The sequence below is a fragment of the Methylobacterium sp. UNC378MF genome, from assembly GCF_900103195.1.
Lineage (GTDB): Bacteria > Pseudomonadota > Alphaproteobacteria > Rhizobiales > Beijerinckiaceae > Methylobacterium.
Genome location: NZ_FMWU01000010.1, coordinates 1 through 21,034, shown reverse-complemented (window position 1 = coordinate 21,034; position 21,034 = coordinate 1). Strand labels below are relative to the sequence as shown.

Here is a 21,034-nt window from a genome sequence, read left to right as displayed (position 1 = left end):
CTTGGTGGGGGAAGTAGGACTCGAACCTACGAAGCTTACGCAGCGGATTTACAGTCCGCCCCCTTTGCCGCTCGGGACATTCCCCCAAGGCGGGTTTGTCACCCGCGGCGCCCTTATGGTGAGGGGGCGGCCGGGTGTCAACGCTTATGGTGAGCCGAGCCGCTCAGCTGGACAACCTCTACCGTCCGGCGCCAGGACGAAAACGCGAACGTTCCGCGACTCCGGGGATTCACAAAGGAATCCGGATCGGCCACGGTGCGCGGATGTCACCCTGCTTCGCCGGCCTTTGACCCGCCCCGCCCCGTCCCTGCGGTCGCACCAGCGCACGCTGATGGCCCTGGTCTCGGCCATGGCGAGCGGAGAGGCGGCCCATGTCCGGAAGATCCTGGCCGCGGTCACGCCCGGCGGCGGCAAGTCGCTGCTGCCGGTGATTGCCGCGCACCGGTTGATCGCCGCAGGGCTCGTCGAACGCGTGGTCTGGGTGGTGCCGCGGGATTCTCTCCGGCTGCAGGCCGAGGAGGCTTTCGCGGATCCGCTGTGGCGCGCCACCTTCGGGCACGCCCTCAGCGTGCGGGCCGCCGACAACGAGCGCGACCCCGCGCGGGGCTTGGCCGGCTACATCACCACCTATCAGGCGGTGGCCGCCGCCCCGGCGCTCCACCTCGCCGAAGCCCAGGCGCACCGGACCCTGCTGGTCGTCGACGAGGTCCATCACCTGCCGGTGCCCGGACGCCCGGGAGCGGACGAGACCGCCGCCGAGGACGCGGAGGCGGGAGCGTGGTCCCGCGCGATGCTGCCCGTCATGGAGGCGGCCGCCTTTCGACTCTACCTCTCCGGGACGCTGGAGCGGGCCGACGGGCGGCGCATCCTCGGATTGCCCTATCGGCCCGCCCTGCCGGGCCGCGGGCCGGAACTCGACCTCGACGCTCCCGGCCTCGCGGTGATCGGCTACTCGCGGGCGCAGGCGCTGGCCGAACGGGCGGTGCTGCCGGTGACGTTCGGCGCCATCGACGGCGAGGCGAGCTGGCTGGAAGGCGGCCGGATCGCCGGCGACAGCCCGCGGGTCGGGCCGCACCGGCTCGGCGCGGGCTCGGTCCGGATCACCACGCGGCCGGCGCTGTTCACCGCCCTGCGGACCGGTTTCGCCCGCGACCTGCTGAGCGAGGCCTTCTTCGCCACCAAGCGCCTGCGCGCCCGGCGCCGGGCCGAGCGGAACGTCCCGCCGGGCGAGCCGGCGCGGGGACTCGGGAAGCTCCTCGTGGTAGCCCCCGACCAAGCGAGCGCACGCGCGTACCTGACGACCCTTCGGGAATGGATGCCGGCCGGGCAGGGCGAGCGCGACGTCCGCCTCGCGACCTCCGGCCAGGGCGACGCCCACGCGGCATTGGCGGCGTTCCGCCTCACGCCGGAGCCGGCGGTGCTGGTGACGGTGGCCATGGCTTACGAGGGCCTCGACGCCCCGGAGGTCGCGGTGGTCGCGGCCCTGACCCATATCCGGTCCCGGCCCTGGCTGGAGCAGATGCTCGCCCGGGCCACCCGGGTCGATCCGCATGCGGGCTCCTATGACGGGCAGCAGGCGCTGATCTTCCACCCCGACGACCCGCTCTTCGCCCGGTTCCGCCTGGAACTCGAGACCGAGCAGGGCAGCAGTGTCCGGCCACCTCGGGAGCGGCCGGCGAGCGCCGTCGTGCCCGAGCGGACCCGCTGGCGCGACGACGAGCCGGCCGGAATCACGCCCCTGGAGAGCAATGCGATCGGGCTGCGCTACGCCCTGCTGCGTCCACGCCTTCCCGAACCCGTCCCGACGGCGCCTGCGCCCGAACCGCCATCCGTCACCGAGCGGAGTTTGCGCCAGCGGCTCGCCGCGGCGGTCGCGGCCCAGGCGGTCGAGGACGAGACCTCCCTGCGCGTGCCCCGCGGCGGCAATCTCGCCCACCGCTACAACGCCGTGCTCAAACGCGTGCTCGGCAAGGGCCGCGCGACCATGACCCTGCCCGAACTGGAAGCGGCCTTGTCCTGGCTTGAACGCAACCGCCTCTCCGACCATCTCGACTGCCTCGACGGTGATGCCCGCTACGCGTGGTCCGCCCGGCAGCGCCGCGGCCGCTGGCAATTGGAGCGCGCCGCCGGACGCTGAAGAAGGAGCCGTGGAAGGAGAGACAGCCGTGACCGAGAGCCTGCCCGCCGCCTTCGCCACGACACTCACCGCACCCGAGCCGCCGGCCGGCTGGCCCGCCTCGCTCGCCGCGCTCTGGTGGCTCGCCCGGGATACGTCCCAATCAGACTCCGTGGCCTGGGACCGGGCGCACCACCTCGTTCAGAACGCTGTCGGTCCCGACGCCGCCTGGGTGCATGCCCATCTCCACCGGATCGAGGGTGACGACGGCAATGCGCGCTACTGGTACGGGCGCGCCGGCCGCCCTGGGCCGCTTGGCACGCCCGCGGAGGAGCGGATGGCGCTCATCGCCGCCCTCTGGACATCCTCCTGAACGTCCATGCCAGCGCGGGGCCGACCGCCCGACGGCGTGCTGATCTCGGAACGCCCCGCCTCACAGCCAGTTGAATGGCCGCCCGACGCGGAGATCGGGCCTCGAATTTCGGAGCGGATCCATGAGCCTCCTCGGCAGCATCGTCAGCAAGATCCTCCATCCGTTCGGCGGAGGGACCGCGGACGCCGCCCCCGCGCCCAGCGCCGGCTCCGGCGGCCCGGCCGGCACGAGCACCCCGTCCACCCCGGCCGCCCCCGGAACCGCCGGCGGCAGCGAGCCCGTAGACGTGGCCGCGGTCCTCACCAGCCTCGCCGAGAAGACCCCGCAGAAGCTCGACTGGCGCCACTCGATCGTCGACCTGATGAAGCTTCTGGGTCTCGATTCCGGCCTCGCCTCACGCAAGCAGCTCGCCGACGAGCTGCACTACACCGGCGACAAGGAGGATTCGGCGAGCATGAACATCTGGCTGCACAAGCAGGTCATGCAGAAACTCGCCGAGAATGGCGGCAAGGTTCCGGACGATCTGAAGCACTAGAACATCCGTCGGATCTTCTCGGAGCATCGCCGCAAAGGTCTTCACCGGCCTTCGCGGCGATGTCTTGACCTATACGGCCGACGATCTTGAGATCCTGCTGCGGAACGGCGCGCTGGTTGACCCGGCCAGCATCCGCAGTCATCGGACGCCGCTGTGGCGCCCCGTCCAGAATCGCCGGGAGACGCAGATCACGCTGCCGCTGCAGGCAAGCGCGGAGCCGGGTCGATAACACCGGTAACGCGCTGCTGCACGCGCCAGCGCAGGTCCGCGCGGCCAAGCCGTGGGCTCCGAGACTGCTCGAGGCGGACCCGATCCGACCTTACGCACCACGCAGCAGAAGATCCTCCAGCCGTATTGCTTCACCCCCCGATCGCCTGGTCAACGACGCGGCGCGGCAGACCCGGGCGGCGGGCCGCCGCTTGGCCCGACGGCCTCGGCATCCCCACGGATGCGGGGCGCTGACAGGCCCCGGCGGGAAGCTGCGTCAGCGCCCGGTGCGGACCCGAGTCCAGAGCCGGGTGACGTAGCGCTGCGTGCGGTCGTCCCAGGCGGTGTTGATGGACAAGCGCTGCATCGTCGCCTCGTCCGGGTAGATACCGGGATTGCTCAGGATCTCGGGCTTCACGAACTTCTTCGCCGCGAGGTTTCCGCTGGCATAGGATACGAAATTGGTGTTGGCCGCCGCTACCTCGGGCCGCATCATGTAATCGATGAAGGCCAGCGCCTCGGCCGGGTGGGCGGCATCCTTCGGGATCGCGAAGGTGTCGAACCACATCAGCGCGCCCTCCTTCGGGACCACGTAAGCGATGTCGATCCCGTTCTTGGCCTCCTCGGCACGGCGCTTGGCCTGCATGATGTCGCCGGAATAGCCGACGGCCAGGCAGATATCGCCGTTGGCCAGTGCCTGGATGTATTCCGACGAGTGGAACTTCCGCACGGCGCCGCGCACCTTGTAGAGGGCATCGGTCACCAGGGTGATGTCGTCCCAGCGCCTGGAATCCGCCTTGGCGCCGAAGGCCGGGAGCATGCTGGGGATCAGGTCCTCGGGGCTGTCGAGCATCATCATCCCGCATTCCTTCAGCTTGTTCGCCGAGGTGGGATTGAGGACCACATTCCAGGAATTCACCGTCGCGTTGGCGCCCAGGCGCTCGCGCAATGCGGCGACGTTGTAACCGATGCCGGTCGTGCCCCACATGTAGTCGACGGCGTAGGTGTTGCCGGGATCGTAGGCCGCGAGCCGGCTGGTCACCTCGGGCCAGAGGTTGCCGAGGTTCTTCAGCTTGGACTTGTCGAGGGGGAGGAAGGCGCCGGCGCGGATCAGCCGCTGCAGGTAGGGCCCCGACGGCACGACGATGTCGTAGCCCGACCGGCCGGCCAACAGCTTGGTCTCCAGGATCTCGTTGTTGTCGTAGGTGTCGTAGACGACCTTGATCCCGGTCTCGCGGGTGAAGGCCTCGAGCACCTTCGGGTCGATATAATCCGACCAGTTGTAGATGTTGAGGACCCGCTCCTCGGCGGCCGAGGCCGGCCGCGCGAGGGGGAGGGCCGCCAGGGCGCTCCCGATGACGCTGGCCAGAAGGGCGGCCGCGACCGCCGCCAACATCGAGCGACGGCGGCCGCTCACCGGCTCCTCGCAGCCACGACCACGATCTCGACGAGATACTCGGGCGCCGCGAGCTTGGCCTCGACGGTGGCGCGGGCCGGCGGGTTCTCCGGGGAAACCCAGGCGTCCCAGGCAGCATTCATCTCCGCGAAGGTGGCGATATCGGCGAGATAGACCGTGGCCGAGAGGATGCGCGCCTTGTCGCTGCCGGCGGCGGCCAGGAGCCGGTCGATCTCCGACAGGATCTGCTGGGTCTGGATCGTGACCCCGGTGCCGACCGTGTCCGCGGCGACCTGCCCGGCGAGATAGACCATGTCGCCGAAGGTGACGGCCTGCGACATCCGCTTGCCCGGCTCGATCCGCTGAATGTCCATACCGGTCTCCATACCCTTGAGAATCGGCGTATCTGCCGCCGCACCGGCTTAGCCGTAAAGGGCCACGCGCGCACGCGACGCGGGAACCCGAGGAAAATCGTCATCACAGGGCAGGGTGCGGGCAACCGTCGCGGGCCTCGAAGCGTTCTGCCGCCATCGACAGTCACGCCTTGGGGTTTGTCATGGGTATCCTCTGGACCATCATTATCGGGTTTGTTGCCGGCGTCATCGCCAAGTTTCTCATGCCAGGCCCGAACGAGCCCGCCGGCTTCATCCTGACCACGATCCTCGGCATTGTCGGCGCCTTCGTGGCGACCTTCCTGGGCCAAGCCATCGGCTGGTACGGACCGAACCAGGGCGCGGGCTTCATTGGCGCCATCGTGGGCGCCGTGGTCGTGCTGTTCATCTACGGCCTGATCGCCGGCCGCCGCACCACCACCTACTGATCCTTCCGGCAAGTCCGGAAACGACAAGGGGCGCCCCGAGGGGCGCCCCTTTTTTGCGTTCCATGGCGCGGGTCACAGCAAAATCCCGTCATCACGAGCGACGCGAAGTGACCCAGGGCTAACCGTGGTCGGTAAGCGTAGCGCTGCCTGGATTGCTACGCTTCGCACGCCAAGACGGCATCGCCCGGCCACCGAAGCGGCCGGCGTCAGAAATGCTCGGAGGCGGCCTTCACGGCGCAGTGGCCAGTCGCGCCGCGCACCGCAAGGCCGACGCCGACCACGAGCGCGAGCAGGCTCAGGAGCTTGTTGGGACGGGGTTGCGCGGCAGCGGCGGCGATGCCGAGGCCCAAAGCCACCGAGACGGCGCGCTCCGTCGTCGACAGGTTCGGCTGTCCGCTGAAGATGTCGTGCATCATGTCGTTGGCCATGTGTGTCTCCGGTTGGGAAGTCGCGGAGGAACGCGGCATCCGGCGCCCCGTTCCCGGACCACGCGGTCGCCCGCGCAGGCGCAAAGAAAAAGGCGCGGCCCCATGGGGACCGCGCCTGTCGTGCCAAGCCCGCGCCGGCCGGAGGCGACGCCGGGGCTGTGGGCGCCCTTACTCGCCCGCCTCGCGGCGGCGCTCGCCACGATGGCGACCGCCCTCGCGGGGCTCGCGCGGCTCGTCACCACGCTCGGACCGGTCGGCGTCCCGCTGGGCCTTCACCTTCTCGGTGATGTCCTCGCCGGTCTGCTGGTCGACGACCTTCATGGACAGGCGGATCTTGCCGCGGTCGTCCTGGCCGAGGAACTTCACCTTGACCTTGTCGCCTTCCTTGACGACGTCCTGCACCTTGGCGACCCGCTGGGCGGCGAGTTCCGAGATGTGGACGAGGCCGTCCTTGGCGCCGAAGAAGTTCACGAAGGCGCCGAACTCCATGCACTTCACGATCGTGCCGTCGTAGATCACGCCGACCTCCGGCTCCGCCACGATCGAGCGGATCCAGTTGTAGGCCGCCTTGATCGCCTTGCCGTCGGCCGAGGCGATCTTCACGACGCCGGTATCCTCGATGTTGATCTTGGCGCCGGTCTTCTCGACGATCTCGCGGATCACCTTGCCGCCGGTGCCGATCACGTCGCGGATCTTGTCGGTCGGGATCTGCATCGTCTCGATGCGCGGCGCGTACTCGCCGAGTTCCGGACGGGCCGCCGTGAGGGCCTTGGCCATCTCGACGAGGATGTGGGCACGCCCCTCCTTCGCCTGATCGAGGGCGACCCGCATGATCTCCTCGGTGATGCCGGCGATCTTGATGTCCATCTGGAGCGAGGTCACGCCCTCGTCCGTGCCGGCCACCTTGAAGTCCATGTCGCCGAGGTGATCCTCGTCGCCCAGGATGTCGGACAGGACCGCGTAGCGCTCACCCTCGAGGATGAGGCCCATGGCGATGCCGGCCACCGGACGGCGCAGGGGCACGCCGGCATCCATCAGCGACAGCGAGCCGCCGCAGACCGAGGCCATCGAGGACGAGCCGTTGGACTCGGTGATCTCCGACACGACGCGGATCGTGTAGGGGAACTCATGGGCCGGCGGCAGGACCGGGCGGATCGCCCGCCACGCCAGCTTACCGTGGCCGATCTCGCGACGACCCGGGGAGCCCATCCGTCCGGTCTCACCGACGGAATAGGGAGGGAAGTTGTAGTGGAGCAGGAAGCGCTCCTTGTAGGTGCCGTCGAGCGAGTCGATGAACTGCTCGTCCTCGCCGGTGCCGAGCGTGGCGACCACGAGGGCCTGGGTCTCGCCGCGGGTGAACAGCGACGAGCCGTGGGCGCGGGGCAGGACGCCGACCTCGGAGACGATCGGGCGGACCGTCTTCAGGTCGCGGCCGTCGATGCGCGAACCGGTGTCGAGCACGTTCCAGCGCACGACCTTCGACTGGGCCTCCTTGAAGGCGGCCTTGACCTTCTCGGCCGGATACTTCTCGGCACCCTCGGGGCAGAGGGCTTCCATCACCTTCGCCTTGACGGCGTCGACGGCGGCGTAGCGCTCCTGCTTGACGGTCTTGGTGTAGGCGGCGCGCAGCTCGGTCTCGCAGACCTCGAGGACGGCCTTCTCGACCTCGGCGTTCTCGGGCGCCTTGAAGTCGCGCGGCTCCTTGGCGGCCTTCTCGGCCAGGCGGATGATCGCCTCGATCACCGGCTGGAAATGCTTGTGGCCGAACATCACGGCGCCGAGCATCACGTCCTCGGACAGCTCCTTGGCCTCCGACTCGACCATCAGCACCGCGTCCTGCGTGCCGGCGACGACGAGGTCGAGGCTCGACTCTTCCTTGGTCTCGGTGACCAGCGGGTTCAGCCGGTAGCCGCCGTTGATGTAGCCGACGCGGGCGCCACCGATCGGGCCCATGAACGGCACGCCCGACAGGGTCAGGGCGGCGGAAGCGGCCACCATCGCGACGATGTCGGGATCGTTCTCAAGATCGTGGGTCAGAACGGTGACGACGACCTGGGTGTCGTTGCGCCAGCCCTCGACGAAGAGCGGGCGGATCGGGCGGTCGATCAGGCGGGAGACCAGGGTCTCCTTCTCGGAGGGACGGCCCTCGCGCTTGAAGTAGCCGCCCGGGATGCGGCCGGCCGCGTAGGCGCGCTCCTGGTAGTTCACGGTGAGCGGCATGAAGTCGATGCCGGGCTTCGGCTCCTTCGTGGCGACCACGGTGGCGAGCACCGAGGTCTCGCCGTAGGTGGCGACCACGGCGCCGTCGGCCTGCCGGGCGACCTTGCCGGTCTCGAGGACGAGCTTGCGGTCGCCCCACATCAGCTCTTCGCGTTGTACGTCGAACATTCTCAATCTCTTCCTTGCCTGCGGCGGGCCCAGCCCGGCGCCGCCCGGGGGCAAGACGGCGAGACACTCCGCAGCGTGAGTGTCTCGCGATCCTGCCCCGATGCCGGCGCCTCGAAGCGGCCCGTTGTCGGGAGGCCGGACCCATTCCGGCAGCCCGCGATGGTGAAACGCGGCCCCGGGCCGGGCCCGGAACCGCGTGAAACGCGCCTTAGCGGCGGATGCCGAGACGCTCGATGAGGGCGCGGTAGCGGGCCTCGTCCTTGCGCTTGACGTAGTCGAGCAGCGAGCGGCGCTGCGAGACCAGCTTCAGGAGGCCGCGCCGGGAATGGTTGTCCTTGGCGTGGGTCTTGAAGTGGCCGGTCAGGTTGGTGATCCGCTCGGTGAGGATCGCCACCTGGACCTCGGGGGACCCGGTGTCCTTGGCGTCCTTGCGGTGTTCCTTGATGAGCGCGGTCTTGCGCTCTGCCGTAATCGACATCGCATGCCTTTCGGGTTGTGCTGGTCGGATGCGGCGCCCCATCCGGGCGCGCGCGGGCTCGGCGTTCGGCCGGTGCCGGGATGTCGTCCAGCACGGTCACAGCGCCAAGCGGTTCAAGCCCCGCCCGGTAACCCGGGTCGAGGCCGCGCGATCCATACACGAAACCGCCGGTTATGCCAGTCCCGAGGTGGCCGGGTCGCGGTCGAACCGCATCACGGCCGTGTCGTGGCGGATCCCGGATCGCATCCCGCCAGCGCGGCTTGCGGCCGGGAGGCGACGCCGCGCGTCAGGCACGCAGTCCAGGATCCGGTGCCCGAACAAGCCGCGAACCCTCGCCGCTGACGGCCTTCCAGTGCCTGCGAGGGAACGGTTAACGCCCCCGTGCTACCCGGGATCGCGCACGAAACGCGGCTCGGCGATGAACGGCACCTTCTCGGATGCGTGCGGCGTCGTGGTCGCGACGCTGCTCGGCATCCCCCTCGTCCTCCTGCCGGGCTACGCCCTGGGCGGACTGACCGGCATCCTCGGCTTCCGCACGCTCGCACCCGGCGACCGTCTCCTGTGTGCGGCGCTCCTCGGACTCGGACTCCTGCCCGCTCTCGACAGCCTGCTGATCCAGGGCGCCGGCGTCCCGGTCGCGGCGCTCGCGACCGGCGCCCTGGGCCTCGCCGGGCTGCGGTCGGCCCGGCGGAGCCTGCAGGCATCCCTCGATCGAACAACCCTGGCGCTCGCCGCCCTGTGGCTCTGCGTCGTTGCCTACGCGCTGATCGACATCGACACCGGCACCGCCCTCTACCAGCCCGTGACGGTGATCGACCTTGTCAAGCACGCCGCCCTAACCCGCGCGATCGTCGAGCACGGGCTGCCGCCCGTCGACCCGTTCTTCGCCCGGCCCGAGCGGGCGGGCTACTATTATGGATTCTACGCGCTCACCGCCCTGGTCGACTGGGCCGGGGGACGGCTGGTCGACGGCCGGACCGCCTTCGCGGGTCTGGCATTCTGGACCGGTCTCGCGCTCTTCGGCCTGCTGGACCGGCTGCTGGCCGCGACCGGCCTCATCGGCGACGCCGCGCCCCGACTCGTGCGTCGCGCGGTCCTGCTGCTGCTGCCGGCCGGCGGCCTCGACATCCTGCTGGCCCTGGGGGACCGGGCAACCTCCGGAACCTGGCTACCCATTCCGGAATGGTTGAACGAGCAGGTCGTCAACTGGCCCGCCTCCCTGGTCTGGGTGCCGCACCACGTGGCCGGCGCCCTGGCGGGATGGCTCGGCCTTCTGGCGCTGGCCGAACTCGCAGACCGGACGCGGCCGGACCCGCGCGCGGAGGCCGCGGCGGTCGGCGTCGCGGGTCTGGCCTTCGCGGCCTGCGCGAGCCTGTCGGTCTGGGTCTGCCTCGGCACGGCGAGCGCGGCGGCGGTCTGGCTTGCGCTGCTCGGGCTGGAGCGCCGCTGGCGCGCCGCGGGCCGGCTGGCGGCCGCCGGCCTGCTCAGCACCGTCCTGGCGGCGCCGTATCTGCTGAGCCTCCTGGCCAACCGGACCGATGGTGGCGCGCCGATCCGGTTCGCCGTCCGGCGATTCGGTCCCCTGGACGGGCTCGTCGACGAGCCGGCCCTGAGCGTGCTCCGGCTGATCCTGCTTCCGCTCAACTATTACGTGGCTCTGGGCGTGCTCGCGGCCGGGGCACTGTTGTTCTGGCGCCGCGTGCCGCGCCGCGTCGCGCACGGCCGGGAGGCGGGGCGGTTGCTCACCCTCTGCGCGACCGCAGGCCTGCTCCTCGGCGGCTTCCTGCGCTCGGCGATCCTCAACAACGATCTCGGCGCGCGCGTGGTCCTGCTCGCGCAGGTCGCCGCCCTCGTCTGGACCGTGGTGGCCCTGACCGGGCTGGCGGAGGCGCGGCGGCTCCGGTTCCCCGGCGTGCTCGCCGTGCTCCTGGTCCTCGGCTACGCGACGACCCTCTACGGCTTCGTCGGGATGCGCGCCTATGCCGTCTCCGGGCGACCCGCCTTCGCGTTCCTGAACGGCCGCCCCGACATCGATCGGTCGCTGCGCGCGGCCTATGCCTGGGCCGGCACGCAGTTGCCCCGGGATCTGGTCCTGCAGCAATCGCCCCGGCCGAAGCGGGTGTTCGATTTCGGGCTCTACGGCCTGCAGCCGACGGGAGTGGCCGACGCCGAGGCGCGGCTGTTCGGTGCCCCGCCCGAGGCCGTGGCGGCGCGCCTCGCCGCGGTCGCGCCGATCTTCAGCGCGCAGCTGGACGGGGTTGAGGTGCGCCGCCGCGCCGCCGCGGCCGGGATCGGCGCCCTGGTCGTGACCGCGCAGGACGCCCCCTGGAGCAGACCGGATTCCTGGGTCTGGCGCAGTCACGCCGTCTATGCCGATCCGCTCGTCCGGATCCTGCGGATCGAGGACCTCGATGGCTGAGCCCGGCTCCGCGCCCCCGCCAGGCCGCCGCGCGGCGCAGGTCCTGCGCTGGCTCTGCGCCCAGGCGCTGCTCCAGGCCGGCGCCGTCCTTCTCGGCTTCGGCTGTTTCGTGCTGCTGTTCCAAACGGATCTCTGGTCCGGCGTGACGATCCTGTTCTACCGCGGCCTGATCCTGCTCGGTGTCGCCTTCCTGCTGACCCTGGCGGCGATGGCAGGGCTGGCCGGCCTCGGTCGGGCCTGGGGGCTGCGCCGCCGGGACGCCCTCGGGGCCTGCATCCTGTCGCTATCGCTGAACCTGAGCGTCTTCGTGATCCTACCGGTGACGGTCGATCGCTCGATCAGCGTGTTCCTGCTCGGGCAGATGGCTGCCCATCCTGAGGAACGCTTCACACCGGAGCGCGCGCGCAGGGTGTTCGAGACGGTCTATCTCGGCGCGTTCCGGCAGATGGATCGGCGCTTGGCCGAGCAGCAGGCGTCCGGCAACGTCGCGCGGATGGCCGACGGTTACGTCATCACCCCGCAGGGCAGCGCCTTCATCCGCTTCTGCGCGCTCGTCGCCAGGGTGTTCCGAACGGATACCCGGCTGATCGACGGTACGGCCGCCGCGCCGGTTCCATCCACTCGGGGCGATCGGAATCCTCCAGACGAGCCCGCCGGCGCGGTGCGGCGTTAGGCCGTTCCGGCCACGATCCGATTCCGGGCATGGAATGTGCCGGGTGACGCTCCGGGCGAGGGAGAAGGACACGATGGCGGATTCGGCGGTGACGACTGGGCATCGCGGGGAGGCGGGGCAGGGCCGCGACCTCGCCCGGAGCCTCACCGCTCCAGGCCTCGTCGCCATCGGCCTGGGCGCAACCATCGGCGCCGGCATCTTCGTGCTCACCGGAACGGCGGCGGCGCAGTATGCGGGCCCGGCGCTCAGCCTCTCCTTCGTGATCGGCGGCATCGCCTGCGGCCTCGTCGGCCTGTGCTACGCCGAGCTGGCCGCCATGATCCCGGAGGCGGGATCCACCTACACCTACACCCGCGCCAGCCTCGGCCGCTTCCCCGCCTGGATCATCGGCTGGGACCTCGTCCTCGAATTCGCCGTCGCGGCGGCGACCGTCGCGGTAGGCTGGTCGGGCTACGCGCAATCCCTCGCTGCGGAATTCGGACTGCATCTGCCCCCGGCACTGGCCGGGGCGCCCGGCGACGGCGGCCTCGTCAACCTGCCGGCCGCCGGCATCGTGCTGCTGCTCAGCGCCCTCCTGATGCGTCCCACGAAGGACGCCTCCCTGATCAACGGACTGCTGGTCGCCTGCAAGGTCGCGATCATCCTGGCCTTCGTGGGCGTCGGCACCGCCCATCTCCGGCCGGAACTCTGGCACCCCTTCGTGCCCGAGAATGCGGGGACGTTCGGCGCCTACGGCTGGAGCGGGGTGTTCCGCGGGGCCGCCGTGGTGTTCTTCGCCTTCGTGGGTTTCGAGACCGTGGCGACAGCCGCGGGCGAGTGCCGTGCGCCGCAGCGCGACGCGCCGGTGGGACTGATCGGGTCGCTGCTGATCACCACAATCCTGTACGTGGCGATGGCAGCCGTCCTCACCGGCCTCGTACCCTACCGCGACCTGAACGTCGCCGACCCGGTGGCCAAGGCGGTCGACGCCATCGGGCTTCCGGGCTTCTCGACGCTCATCAAGGTCGGCGCCCTGATCGGTCTGACCACCTCGGCGCTGACCGCCCTCTACGGGCAGAGCCGGATCTTCTTCGCCATCGCCCGCGACGGCCTCCTTCCGAGGATCTTCTGTCGGGTTCATCCGGTGACGCGGACCCCCGTGGCGAGCCAGCTGGTGATCGGCCTGTTCACCGCGGCTGTGGCGGGGCTCGTGCCCATCGAGATCCTGGGCGAGATCGTCAGCATCGGCACGCTCCTGGCGTTCTGCCTCGTCTGCGCCACGGTGCTGATCCTGCGCCGGACCGACCCGGATCGGGCGCGCCCGTTCCGCGTCCCAATGGCGACGCTGACGGCGGGACTCGGGATCCTGTCCTGCGTGACGCTGATGGCCGCGCTTCCGGCCGATACCTGGATCCGCCTCGCGATCTGGTTGGTACTCGGCCTCGCGATCTACGCCGGCTACGGCCGGCGGCACGCGCGGCTCAGCTGATCAGGTTGATCGTCGCCTGCGTGAGCGTGCTGATCGAGGCCGAGGCGCTCATGCTCAGCTCGTAGTTCCGGATCACCTGCTGCAGATCGGCCGATTCCACCGCGATGTTCACGTTCGGCAGGCGGACATAGCCCTTGAGGTCGGCGCCGGGACTGGTCGGGTCGTAGCGGCTCTTGAAGTCGCTGGTGTCGCGGACGATCCGGCCGACGGGGTCGCCCGGGCTGTCGGCAACCACGGGGGCGAAGACCGCGATCTTGCGGGCATAGGGTGTGCCGCCGGGGGTATCCGGGACCGAATCGGCGTTGGCAAGGTTCTCGGAGATCGCGCGGATCCTCCCGCTCTGCACCTGCCGGCCGGCGGCCAGTGCGTCGGAGGCCGAATGGAGGGCGCTGGTGTCGGGCATGCGCGTACCCTGTCGGCTGCGAGGGACTGAACGAGTCCTTGCCGAACAGCCTTAACCGGCGGTTAAGCCGCCCGGGCGGAGAGGCTCAGCGCCTCGCGGAGATCCTGCCCGTCGGTCAGCCGCAACCCGCGACGGCGCATGGAGGCCAGCATCGCACGGTCCGGGAAGGGGCAGTAGGGCAGCACCGGTTCGGTTCGACCTTCCGGCAGGGCACCGCTGCGGGCGATCGTGTCGAGCAGCCCGTCCAGCATTCCGCGGCCATGGGCGTGCAGCGCTACGGCGGCCCGGGTGGCGGTGGTGCCGGCGGGCAGCGGCACGGCCTCCTGGGCGAGGATCGCCCCGGTGTCGATCGTGGCCGCCAGCCGGTGCAGGGTCATGCCGAAGCTGCCGGGCCCGTCGGCGAGAGCGTGGATCGTCGGCACAGGGCCGCGGTGGCGCGGCAGCAGGCCGGGATGCCCATTGATGCCGCCGAGCCGCGCCAGACCGATGGTCTCGGGCTTGAGGATCTGGTCGAAATGGTAGGTCAGGATCAGGTCCGGCGCCGTGTCCCGCAGGGTCTGCGCGATTTCCGGACCGTTGACGTCGTCTACCGTCACGGTCGGGATGCCGAGGCGGCGGCACAGGGTCTTGAGCGGCGTCGCCTCCGGCGCGTCGCCGCTGCCAGACGCCGCCTGGGTCAGGGGCGCCAGGGGACGCAACAGGTCCGGCAGGCCGAAATTGACCGCCAGATACGGCAGGATCCCGGTGCCCGAGCGCGCGAGGTGCCGCCGGATCTGACCGGTGAGACCGCCGCTCGACGGCCGCTCGGCGTTGGAGAGCCCCACGAGAGCGATGTCGGCCCGGTGATCGGCGACGAGCCGGCGCACCACGCGGGCATTCGGCAGCGCCTCCAGGACGAAGAGCGCGATCCGGGGCCGGCTCATCAGCGCCGCTTCCGGCGCTGGAACCGGAAGGCGTAGAGGCCGGCCTTGCGGACGCTCTCGGGCAGGAGCAGCACGGTGCGGGCGAGCGCCGTGAGGATGTACGGGAAGGCGATCAGGTCGCGGTTGGCCGCGATGCCCTTGGCGATGCGCACGGCCGCCTCCTCGGCGCTGATCTCAAGGGGGCGCCAGCCCTTGAGTTCGCCGCCCATCGGCGTCTTCACGTAGCCGGGCGTGACGACGTTGACCTTCACGCCCCGGGGCCCGACCTTCTGGCGCAGGGCGAGGCCGTGGGCGACGAGCGCGGCCTTGGCGCCACTATAGGCGGGCGCGTCCTGGAGCGGCGCGTAGGCCGCCAGCGACGACAGCAGCACGATCTGACCGCGCCCGCGCTGGAGCATCAGCGTCAGGGCGGGCAGCATCACGTTGAGCGTACCGGTGTAGTTGATGTCGGCGGTCTCGAAGGCCACGTCCTCGGCCTCGACCTGCCCCTCCTGGTTGCCGCCGTTCACCGCCGCGTTGGCGATGACGAGGTCGAGGGGTGCTTCGGCATCCGACCGGTGCACCAGCGCTATGGCGGCGGCCCTGTCGCGGGTGTCGAGGCGGGCGGTCTCGGCGGTGGCGCCGCTGGCGCGGCAATCCCGGGCGACCGTCTCCAGCCGCTCGGCATCGCGGCCGACGAGAATGAGGCTCACGCCGGTTTGCGCGTAGTGGCGCGCCAGCGCGGCGCCGATGCCGCTCGACGCGCCGGTGATCAGAATGCGGGGCATGCGGCGGGTTACGCCGCCGCGCAGGCAAAGATCAAGGCCGGGAAGGGCTCACCGGCGGCGAAAGCCGTATCAACGACCGCCGAATGACGACGCCTGGGCGCGCCCGGTCAGTAGACCGGCGCCAGTTCGCCGTCCCGCTCGGCCGCCTCGACGGCCTCCCGCGCAGCCGCCAACATCGAATCGGGCAGGGCCGCTTCCATCCGCGGCACCGAGCCGGCGACCGCCCGGTCGATCGCCTCCTTGGAGAAGAAGCCGCCGTTGACCTGGGTCCGGTGCAGGACCACGCGGCGGAAATCCGCCATCAGGTCCATCTCCGGCGGCGTCGGGTTCTTCCAGAATCCGTCGAGATCGCCCTGATGGGTCAGGCCGGCCATGTTGTAGATCGCGGTGCCGACCGCATGGGTCGGGCAGCCCATCTCCAGGGACAGCATCCCCACCGTCGAATTCACGATGACCACACCGCGAGCGCCCTTGATCAGAGCCGGGAGGTCGCCGCCGTCGATGAAGTCGAGACGGTCGCTGACGCCGTGGCGGCGTGCCGAGGCGCGGGCGAACTTGCGCCAGTTGATCAGGCCGCTGTCCAGCGGGTGCAGCTTCACGAGGAGCCGGGTCGGCGCCGACGAGGCGTCCGCGAAGGACTTGATCACCCGATCCATGAAGCCCTCGACGCCGAGGAACGGCGAGTGGACCCGGATCTGGTAGTCGCTGTCGAGCTGGAGCGGGAGCAGGAAGTAGTCGCAGCCGACCGCCCGGTAGATCTCGTCGCAGCGCGCCGCCTCGCGACGGGTATGGGCGCGCCGGGCGAACTTCTTGATCCAGCCGGCATACTCGGCCGCGATATGGGTCGGCCTGTGGCTGCGGAAGTGCGGGAAGAGATAGGGGAACAGGACGTTGGCGAGGTTGTAGCCGACATCCCAGACGCTCCGGCGGGCCATGTCGCCGGTCGAGGGCATGGCCCGGCCGGGCTGCGGCAGGCGCCGCGCCAGGGCCCGGATCTCGGCGGCCGTCCGGGGGAGGGACGAGAAGCCGTTCACGCCGCCAAGTTCGCAGGTGATCCAGTTCGGGCGGATATAGCCCTCCTCGAACACGTGCACCCGCAGGCCGCGATACTCGGCGATCATGCGGGCCGCCTTATGGAACGGCCGGCAATCGCCGAACAGCACGATGTCGGTCACCGCCTCGCGGTCGACATAGGCCTCGAGATACTCGCCCCAGGCCTCCCGGCGGCCGCGGTAATTGTCGGCGGCGCCGCTCCAGAACAGCCAGTCGCCAGGGCAGAGATTGATGCGCCGGACGTTGTGTCCCCGACTGCGCAGCGCCGTTCCGAGATCGGAGAAGAACGGCGTCGCGATGCCCTGCAGGAAGAGGAAGGTCGCGGGGCGGTCGCGGAGGGCGTCGTGGGCGGTCTGTTGCATTCCGCGGCGCTTCTGTCCTTGACCCTGGGCCGGATGAACCGAGCCAACGAGAGACTCTTGAGGTGACACGGCGCCCGGAGGGCCCGCAATCCGAAGTCATGCCGAGGCATGGCATTTCCGCGTCGGCGTGGCCCGTCTGCAACGGTCACGCCTCTGCGGCTCAGCCTCCGGATTAGGCGGGCAATCGCGGCGACGATATGTCCAAATCCTTTCCAGGACGTGGCGAGGGCGACGCGCGCTCAGGTTGTCCCCGCGTTGCATCACCATCCCATGCCGGCGAAAATGCGCTACAGGCGGGTTCCGCACCTCACCCGACCGGAGCCGGACGCGCCGACCATGCCCGCTGACCCGATCCCGTCGCTCTACGCGACCGGCCGCACGATCCGCCACCTGCGGGCGGAGATCGAGACCGTGACGGGCCTCGCCTTCGCGCCGGCGCGCCCCGGCGCCATCGGCGCGACCTGGGGCAGGGGCAGCCTGGCCGGGCGGCTGCTGGGCCTGGCGGGCCGACGCTGCCTCGTGGTCGCAGCCGGGCCGCTGCTGAGCCCGTATGACTCGCCGGAAGCCGGCTTTGCGTCCCTGCGGATCAGCCTCGACGGCGCGCCGCTCGGCGGGGAGGGCGGCGTCCATTACCTCGACTCCTGGACCCGAGCGCCGATCGACCGCGCGACCTGCGCCGAGCAGGTGGCGTGGCTCGCCGCACGTTTCGCCGAGAACGACCGGCGGGTGATCTATGTCGGGATGTCGCGCTGGAAGCGGCCCGCCCTCGACGTCCTCGGCGCCGGTCCCGCCGGCCGGCCGATCCACACCATGACCACCGAGGCGGCGATCGCCGCGGGGCAGCGGCACGGGGGCCGCATCCTCGCCTGGGCGACCCGTGCACCGGGCCAGCTCGAGGAGGCCTGCGCGCGGGCTGGCCTGCCCCTCGCCCGGGTGGAGGACGGCTTCCTGCGCTCCGTCGGACTGGGCGCCAGCCTTCAGCCCGGCGCCTCCATCGTGGTGGACGATCTCGGCATCTACTACGACCCGCGCCGGGAGAGCCGCCTGCAGCGGCTGCTGGCGGAGGCCAACTTCACCCCGGACCTCGTCGCCCGGGCGCGGCGCCTGCGTGAGGAAGTCGTCGCCCGCCGGCTCAGCAAGTACAATGTCGGCCTCGACGCCGCTTCGCTCGACTGGCCGGCCGGGCGGCGGATCGTGCTGGTGCCCGGACAGGTGGAGGACGACGCCTCGGTGCGTCACGGCTCGCCGCTGGTCCGCTCGAACCGGGCGCTGCTGGAGGCCGCACGGCGGCGCAACCCGGACGCGTTCCTGCTCTACAAGCCGCATCCCGACGTGGAGGCGGGGTTCCGCCCCGGCATCATCCCGGAGGCGGAGGCCCTGACCCTGGCCGACCGGATCGTGGCTGGCATCAGCATCGTCGACCTCCTCGACCGGGTGCATCACGTCGAGACCATGACGTCGCTCGCCGGGTTCGAGGCGCTGATCCGCGGGCTCAGCGTGGCGACCCACGGCCGGCCGTTCTACTCGGGCTGGGGCCTGTCGGAGGATCTCGCGCCGGGCGCCGACCGCGGCCGCCGGCTGAGCCTCGACGAGCTGGTGGCAGGCGCCATGATTCTCTATTCGCGCTACCTCGATCCCGTAGCGATGAAGCCGTGCAGCCCTGAGCAGCTCCTCGACCGCCTCAGCGCGGCCCGGGCGGCGGCACCACGCAACGCCCTCTCCCTCGGCCGGACGGCCCATCTGGTGATGCGCGCGCGCTACGGCCTCCTCAATCCAGTCGTGCGGGCCCTGCGTAGCCGGCGCGGCGTCGGCCGTGAGGCCGGAGGCGGCCCGCGCTAGAGCGGAGGCGGCGCGGAATCCGGTTTCGCGAGACTCTGATGTGACACCAAAGCGATAGCCCGCGCTGCTAGAGTCGTCCGTCAGCAGCACGCCGCGGGGCCGATCCCGACCATCCCGGATCAGGAACGGCTCGCAAGCCCTTGCTCCTGCGCGCTGTTTCCCGCCGGACCGGATTCCGGCGGAGAGCAGGTCCGTTCCAATCCGAGTGTCCGAGTCTTGACGACGTTCCTCATCGCCACCGGTCTCGCGCTCGCCATCTGCCTCGCCCTGGAGGTCTTCGCGGGCGACTCGATCACCCGGGCCAGCCTCGCACCGCGCGATCTCGGCCTGCGGATGCTCGGCTACCTGTTGATCCTGCTGTTCTGGTTCGAATTCTCCTGGCGCCCCTGGCTCGCGGCGCTGACCTGCGTGATCACGGTGGCGATCCTCATCATCGTCAGCCGCGCCAAGCGCTCGGTGATCGGCGAGCCGCTGCTGTTCAGCGATTTCGCCCTGCTGCCCCAGGTGCCGCGGCATCCGCAACTCTACTATATCCCGCCGCTGTGGGATCCGCGCATCGCCGTGCCGGTCCTGCTCACCCTGGCGGCCACCGCCCTGTGGTACTGGACCGAACCGACCATCCTGCCTGCGGCCACCCTGCCGCGCCTCCTGGCCCTGCTCGGTCTCCCGCTCGCGCTCTGGCTTCTGGTCAAGGCTGCGCCGCACCCGCCGCTCGCCGCGCTGATCGCCCGCTGGTTTCCTCAGCCCGCTCTGGAGGCGGACGTGACCCGTGTCGGCCTGCCGGCAAGTCTTCTGGGCTACACCGCGCGGGCGATGGCGGGCGGCGAACCGGTGCCCGAGGCGCCCGTGCTGCCCGACGGGCCCGGCGACGACGTCGTCGTGGTGATCCAACTCGAATCCTTCGTCGATCCGGAGCGGCTCGGCGGCGCGAAGCTGCCGGTGATGGACCTGTTCCGCACCCGGGCCACGCAATACGGACGCCTTCGGGTGCCGGCGCACGGCGCCTACACGATGCGCAGCGAGCACGCGGTGCTCACAGGCCGGCCGTCCGACAGCCTCGGCTTCGGCCGGTACGACCCCTACACGGCCCGCAGCGGCGACGAGCCGACGAGCCTCGCCCGCCTCGCCCACAGACGGGGCTACGGGACTCTGTTCCTGCACCCCTTTCACCGGGACTTCTTCCGGCGGGCGCAGGTGATGGAGGCCTTCGGCTTCGCCGACCTCGTGATGGGCGAGGCCTTCGCAGAGGCGCCGCGCGTCGGACCCTATGTCGGGGACATTGCCCTCGGCGCGCGCCTTCTGGCGGAGGTCCGGGCCCGGCAGACGCCGCTGTTCCTGTTCTGCGTGACCATGGAGAATCACGGTCCCTGGAAGCCCGGGCGGCTGCCGGGCATCGACGACCCGCAGGCGCAGTATCTTCACCACGTCGCCCATACCGGGCAGATGGTGGAGGATCTCGTCGCGGGTCTCGACGCCATCGCCCGCGAGCGGAAACAGACCATCACGCTCTGCGCCTTCGGAGACCACGCGCCATCGCTGCCGAGCTGCAAGCCGGGATTCGGGGGACGGACGACCGAATACGCCCTGTTCCGCTTCGGCCGTCCGCCGGACGCCCCGCGCCGGTCCGACATCGCCGCCGACGAACTCGGTCGGCTGCTGCGCGGGACGCTCGCCACCGTGCCTGCGGACAAAGCTGCGCCGCCATGATAAGGTTAAGCTTGCGCGCCATAAGCGTAGCCGTGCCACGCTGGTGACGCATTGCGCACGGATAGCGCGATCGTCCGCGCGGCGGCCGCCGCTCCGGCGCGGCCGTTAAAGCGATCGCAGCGTTTGGCGGTCAAACTGGATGTCCCGGCCCGGGCCAGAGATGGCGCGGGGTCGGCGAGGAGAAATCTTTGTGATGCTGCGTAAGACGGCGTGCGCCGCCCTGATGGCCGCCCTTGCGGCCGGATCTGCCGGTGGCTGCACGTACCTGCCCGCGGCGGGTCCGACGGCGAGTGCGATCCAGGCTGGGGCTGAGGTGGCCACGGCCGATGGCGGCCTTCTCGCCCGCTACGAGATCATCGACGTCACGCCCTCGGTGGTCGAGGCCCTGCGCGGCCGCCCGCTCGACAGCCTGCTCGCCTCCTTCGGCGACCATCGTCCCTCCTCGGAGCCGGTCATCGGCATCGGCGACATGGTCTCGGTCTCCATCTGGGAAGCCGGGTCCGGCGGCCTGTTCTCCGGGCCGCTGGTGGCCGACCGCTTCTCGGCCGGGTCCAAATCCGCCCTGATCCCCGAGCAGCCCGTCGGGCGCGACGGCGCCATCTCGGTGCCCTATGCCGGCCGCATCAAGGTCGCCGGCCGCCGCACCCAGGACGTCCAGGCGCTCATCGAGAACGAACTC

The 21,034-nt window shown here is 70.6% G+C and carries 20 protein-coding genes and 1 tRNA gene; 11 read left to right on the top strand and 10 right to left on the bottom strand.

Annotation, left to right across the window (positions count from 1 at the left end; translation table 11 throughout):
* Window positions 1-2 precede the first annotated feature (2 nt).
* A tRNA-Tyr gene (locus tag BLT59_RS12025) sits at window positions 3-86 on the bottom strand.
* Window positions 87-286: 200 nt separating this feature from the next.
* Here BLT59_RS12025 and BLT59_RS12020 point away from each other — a divergent pair.
* From BLT59_RS12020 to BLT59_RS31270, 4 genes are all read left to right on the top strand, one after another.
* Entirely contained in the window at window positions 287-2,137 is a 1,851-nt protein-coding gene (locus tag BLT59_RS12020; RefSeq protein WP_091779787.1) for a DEAD/DEAH box helicase, read from the top strand.
* A gap of 28 nt (window positions 2,138-2,165) precedes the next feature.
* Window positions 2,166-2,489 carry a hypothetical protein gene (locus BLT59_RS12015; RefSeq protein ID WP_091779785.1) on the top strand — a complete coding sequence of 108 codons (324 nt, stop codon included), beginning with the start codon at window positions 2,166-2,168 and terminating at the stop codon, window positions 2,487-2,489.
* 121 nt (window positions 2,490-2,610) lie between these two features.
* Window positions 2,611-3,024 (top strand): DUF3597 domain-containing protein, encoded by a 414-nt coding sequence (locus BLT59_RS12010; protein WP_091779783.1) that lies wholly within the window; start codon window positions 2,611-2,613, stop codon window positions 3,022-3,024.
* A 64-nt stretch (window positions 3,025-3,088) separates the two neighbouring features.
* Window positions 3,089-3,253, top strand: coding sequence for a hypothetical protein (locus BLT59_RS31270; protein WP_175544003.1), 165 nt, complete (start codon window positions 3,089-3,091; stop codon window positions 3,251-3,253).
* Between the two features lie 255 nt (window positions 3,254-3,508).
* Here BLT59_RS31270 and BLT59_RS12005 read toward each other — a convergent pair whose 3' ends face one another.
* Window positions 3,509-4,627 (bottom strand): polyamine ABC transporter substrate-binding protein, encoded by a 1,119-nt coding sequence (locus BLT59_RS12005; protein WP_091779781.1) that lies wholly within the window; start codon window positions 4,625-4,627, stop codon window positions 3,509-3,511.
* A gap of 17 nt (window positions 4,628-4,644) precedes the next feature.
* Window positions 4,645-5,001, bottom strand: a complete 357-nt coding sequence (locus tag BLT59_RS12000) for a RidA family protein (RefSeq protein ID WP_091780238.1) — start codon at window positions 4,999-5,001, stop codon at window positions 4,645-4,647.
* Window positions 5,002-5,183: 182 nt separating this feature from the next.
* Between BLT59_RS12000 and BLT59_RS11995 the strand changes: the two genes are divergently transcribed.
* The gene (locus BLT59_RS11995) at window positions 5,184-5,447 is read left to right on the top strand and encodes a GlsB/YeaQ/YmgE family stress response membrane protein (protein ID WP_091779779.1); all 264 of its coding nucleotides are present in this window, start codon (window positions 5,184-5,186) and stop codon (window positions 5,445-5,447) included.
* Between the two features lie 206 nt (window positions 5,448-5,653).
* Here the strand turns inward: BLT59_RS11995 and BLT59_RS11990 are convergent, their stop codons facing one another.
* The 3 genes from BLT59_RS11990 to rpsO form a co-directional block, all read right to left on the bottom strand.
* The gene (locus BLT59_RS11990) at window positions 5,654-5,875 is read right to left on the bottom strand and encodes a YgaP-like transmembrane domain (RefSeq protein ID WP_012317941.1); all 222 of its coding nucleotides are present in this window, start codon (window positions 5,873-5,875) and stop codon (window positions 5,654-5,656) included.
* A gap of 168 nt (window positions 5,876-6,043) precedes the next feature.
* Entirely contained in the window at window positions 6,044-8,263 is a 2,220-nt protein-coding gene (gene pnp / locus BLT59_RS11985) for a polyribonucleotide nucleotidyltransferase (protein ID WP_091779777.1), read from the bottom strand.
* A 208-nt stretch (window positions 8,264-8,471) separates the two neighbouring features.
* Entirely contained in the window at window positions 8,472-8,741 is a 270-nt protein-coding gene (rpsO, locus tag BLT59_RS11980; protein WP_010685305.1) for a 30S ribosomal protein S15, read from the bottom strand.
* 418 nt (window positions 8,742-9,159) lie between these two features.
* On the opposite strand from rpsO, the gene BLT59_RS11975 reads away from it, so the two are divergent.
* The 3 genes from BLT59_RS11975 (at window position 9,160) to BLT59_RS11965 (ending at window position 13,301) form a co-directional block, all read left to right on the top strand.
* Window positions 9,160-11,160 carry a hypothetical protein gene (locus tag BLT59_RS11975; protein ID WP_091779775.1) on the top strand — a complete coding sequence of 667 codons (2,001 nt, stop codon included), beginning with the start codon at window positions 9,160-9,162 and terminating at the stop codon, window positions 11,158-11,160.
* On the top strand, window positions 11,153-11,833 hold the full coding sequence (locus tag BLT59_RS11970; protein ID WP_091779773.1) for a hypothetical protein: 681 nt from the start codon (window positions 11,153-11,155) through the stop codon (window positions 11,831-11,833). The genes BLT59_RS11975 and BLT59_RS11970 overlap by 8 nt, the downstream gene beginning before the upstream one ends.
* A 73-nt stretch (window positions 11,834-11,906) precedes the next feature.
* Entirely contained in the window at window positions 11,907-13,301 is a 1,395-nt protein-coding gene (locus BLT59_RS11965) for an amino acid permease (protein WP_091780235.1), read from the top strand.
* On the opposite strand, the gene BLT59_RS11960 is transcribed toward BLT59_RS11965, so the two are convergent.
* From BLT59_RS11960 to BLT59_RS11945, 4 genes are all read right to left on the bottom strand, one after another.
* Window positions 13,294-13,704 (bottom strand): flagellar basal body rod protein FlgC, encoded by a 411-nt coding sequence (locus tag BLT59_RS11960; protein WP_091779771.1) that lies wholly within the window; start codon window positions 13,702-13,704, stop codon window positions 13,294-13,296. The genes BLT59_RS11965 and BLT59_RS11960 overlap by 8 nt on opposite strands.
* Before the next feature lie 62 nt (window positions 13,705-13,766).
* Window positions 13,767-14,627, bottom strand: coding sequence for a formyltransferase family protein (locus BLT59_RS11955; RefSeq protein WP_091779770.1), 861 nt, complete (start codon window positions 14,625-14,627; stop codon window positions 13,767-13,769).
* Window positions 14,627-15,394, bottom strand: a complete 768-nt coding sequence (locus BLT59_RS11950; protein ID WP_091779767.1) for an SDR family NAD(P)-dependent oxidoreductase — start codon at window positions 15,392-15,394, stop codon at window positions 14,627-14,629. The genes BLT59_RS11955 and BLT59_RS11950 overlap by 1 nt, the downstream gene beginning before the upstream one ends.
* A gap of 107 nt (window positions 15,395-15,501) precedes the next feature.
* Entirely contained in the window at window positions 15,502-16,809 is a 1,308-nt protein-coding gene (locus BLT59_RS11945; protein WP_091779765.1) for a capsule biosynthesis protein, read from the bottom strand.
* Window positions 16,810-17,145: 336 nt separating this feature from the next.
* On the opposite strand from BLT59_RS11945, the gene BLT59_RS11940 reads away from it, so the two are divergent.
* The 3 genes from BLT59_RS11940 to BLT59_RS11930 form a co-directional block, all read left to right on the top strand.
* Window positions 17,146-18,648: a capsular polysaccharide export protein, LipB/KpsS family gene (locus tag BLT59_RS11940; protein ID WP_091779763.1), complete on the top strand. Its 1,503-nt coding sequence runs from the start codon at window positions 17,146-17,148 to the stop codon at window positions 18,646-18,648.
* A gap of 216 nt (window positions 18,649-18,864) precedes the next feature.
* Window positions 18,865-20,355, top strand: coding sequence for an LTA synthase family protein (locus tag BLT59_RS11935; RefSeq protein WP_091779761.1), 1,491 nt, complete (start codon window positions 18,865-18,867; stop codon window positions 20,353-20,355).
* Window positions 20,356-20,548: 193 nt separating this feature from the next.
* A partial coding sequence (locus BLT59_RS11930; protein WP_175544002.1) for a polysaccharide biosynthesis/export family protein occupies window positions 20,549-21,034 on the top strand: 486 nt, incomplete at its 3' end.